The following is a 2,358-nucleotide window of genomic DNA, read 5'->3' as shown; positions in this document are numbered from 1 at the left end:
CTCTCGTCACCTCCCGAGACGGCCTGCGCGCCCGGTTGTGCCAGGTCCGGGTGGCCGGTATCCCGATCATGACGGAAGCCACGGCCATGATCGCCCGCGCGCTTGCCATGGACCCCAAGGTCATGCTCTTCGACGAGCCCACCTCGGCCCTCGACCCGGAAATGATCAACGAAGTGCTGGAGGTGATGCAGCAGCTCGCCCGCGACGGCATGACCATGGTCGTCGTCACCCACGAGATGGGCTTCGCCCGCTCCGCCGCCAACCGTGTCGTCTTCATGTCGGACGGCCGCATCATCGAGGACCGGACCCCGGAGGACTTCTTCACCCACCCCGAGAGCGACCGCGCCAAGGACTTCCTCTCCAAGATCCTCAAGCACTGACGGGGGCAGGACTCATGACGAAGCGCCATGGAGTCGCCCGATGACCGATTCCACCGCCCTTTACGAAATCGCAGCGGTGCTCTCGCTCGCTCCCGGGGGAGCCTCGCCACCGGCCGGCTCAGCCACTACGATTTGGCGTTCATCCCCGTGGTGATGGTGATCTCGCCGATCTGCATCGGGGTGTGCATGCTGTTCTCCCGGTTCGCCGACTGGCCGGCCGGGCGACAGCACCGCAGCCCGAAAAGAGGCCGTGGAGTCGCCCCGGCCGAACCAGGAACGCCGCTGCCGGGTGAGGGTCGCCCCATGGCCCCCAGGTCGTAGGGGGAGCAGTGGCTCAGGGGCAGTACCCGCCCGGCAGCAGCCGGTGATCACTTCTCGCGCAGCGGGACCGACAGATAGGACGGGTCGGCTGCGGACGAGGAGAAGGTCAGCTGCGCGCCGGACGGGTTGTGCTCGATGTAGAGCGGGTCGACGGTGTCGACGACCAGGGCGAGACGGTGGCCCGCCGGAACGTCGTAGGCGGTGGAGAACAGCTCCAGGTCGACGGCGAACGGCTTTCCGGGCGTCTTGCCGTGGAAGGTGTACGGCGCATTGCTGACCAGCTTGCCGAGGCCGAGCGGGCCCACGTCGTAGAGGTATGCGACGAGGGTGCCGCTCTCCTTGGTGCTGGTGACCGTGGTGTGCAGCCTGGCGGTGCCGCGGACCACCTGCTGCGAGCCGTACCGCTCGGACTGCCAGACGGCGGCGAACGAGCGTGGCAGCAGCGGGATCGAAGCCATCGGGGGCAGCCTGGCGAACTGGTCCAGGATGCTGGAGAGGAAGATGACCCCTCCGTTGGCGCCCGAGTCGATGTTGGCGTGGATCTTCTTTGTGCCGCCCAGCTCGATCTTGCGCTCTGTCGCCACCAGTGACTTCCAGTCGGGGTAGCTCTCGTACCTGCCGGTGGAACGGGACTTGATCCGGACGGGCTGCTCGTGATCCACGCCGTTGTCGGCGCCCTTGAGGTAGTGGTCGAGCCACCGATGGGCGCTGGTCCAGGTGTCGTTGGGCAGCCCGAGCAGTCCGGTGCCCTCGGCCGTGGCGTGGTCGCCCGGGCGGAACTCCAGGCGCTTGGGCCCGGTGAGCTTCTCGTAGAAGTCCGCGTACTGATTGGGCGGGAAGAGCGAGTCGCCCCAAGCGTTGCCGAGCATGATGGCCGCGCCGTTGGCGTTGATCTCGTCCAGATAGGTGGCGGGGGAGCGCTGCTTCCCCCACTTGATCATTTCCTGTTCCCTGGCGAGGTTGGAGGTGAGGAAGTCGCTCATGATCTGCTGGAGTTCGGCGCTCGGGCGGCCGGTGAGACAGCCGGCGCCGCTGAGCATGAGCGCGGCCTGCAGATGCTGGGTGCGGCCGCTGTAGATGGAGTCGATGAGGTCGGCCCAGCCGCTGAGGGCGACCACGGCCTTGATGCGCTTGTCGTGGGCGGCGGCGATGAGGCCGATGCCCGCGCCGTACGAGACTCCGGCCATGCCGACCTTGCCGGGGTCGGCGGGGGTGTTCGCCAGTGCCCAGTCGATCACCTTGGACGCGTCGGCGATGTCGGGCGGTCCTGCCACCTCGATGTAGCCGCCGGACTGCCAGAAGCCGCGGGAGTTGTAATTCACCACCACATAACCGGAGTCGGCAAGCTTCTTCGCCTGGGCGAGGTACTCGGTCTGGGGCATGCCCCAACTGGTGGGCAGCACGATCACGGGGTAGCTGCGGCTGCCGTCCGCGCCGGACGGGGTGACCACATTGGCCTTGAGTACGGTGCCGCCGTCGCCCTCGATGTCGACGAACCGTACGCCCGCGGCCGGGGATTGGGCCTGCGCCCGGGCCTGGAGCTGTGCCGTCGTGGCGGCGGGTGACGCTGAGCTGGCTGCGGATGTTCTCGATGATCAGATCCTTGGCCTTCGACTCAAGGATGATCTGGCAGCCGGACGGCAGCTGAGGGAAGTCA

1 protein-coding gene and 2 pseudogenes are annotated in these 2,358 nt (G+C 67.5%); 2 read left to right on the top strand and 1 reads right to left on the bottom strand.

The features are described 5' to 3' along the window. Together ACWDO5_RS35605 and ACWDO5_RS35600 are read left to right on the top strand one after the other, a co-directional pair. The coding region (locus ACWDO5_RS35605) for an AAA family ATPase (protein WP_450534665.1) at window positions 1–380 on the top strand (380 nt) is incomplete at its 5' end. A 126-nt stretch (window positions 381–506) separates the two neighbouring features. Then, window positions 507–701 (top strand): annotated as a pseudogene (locus ACWDO5_RS35600) (amino acid ABC transporter permease); the annotation flags it as partial. A gap of 47 nt (window positions 702–748) precedes the next feature. On the opposite strand, the pseudogene ACWDO5_RS35595 reads toward ACWDO5_RS35600, so the two are convergent. Beyond that, window positions 749–2,236: pseudogene (locus ACWDO5_RS35595) on the bottom strand (CocE/NonD family hydrolase); the annotation flags it as partial. Window positions 2,237–2,358: the final 122 nt, after the last annotated feature.

It is taken from the genome of Streptomyces sp. NPDC000880 (assembly GCF_053599675.1).
Note: the sequence above shows the minus strand (reverse complement) of the source record. Positions and strands in the feature narration are given on the sequence as shown.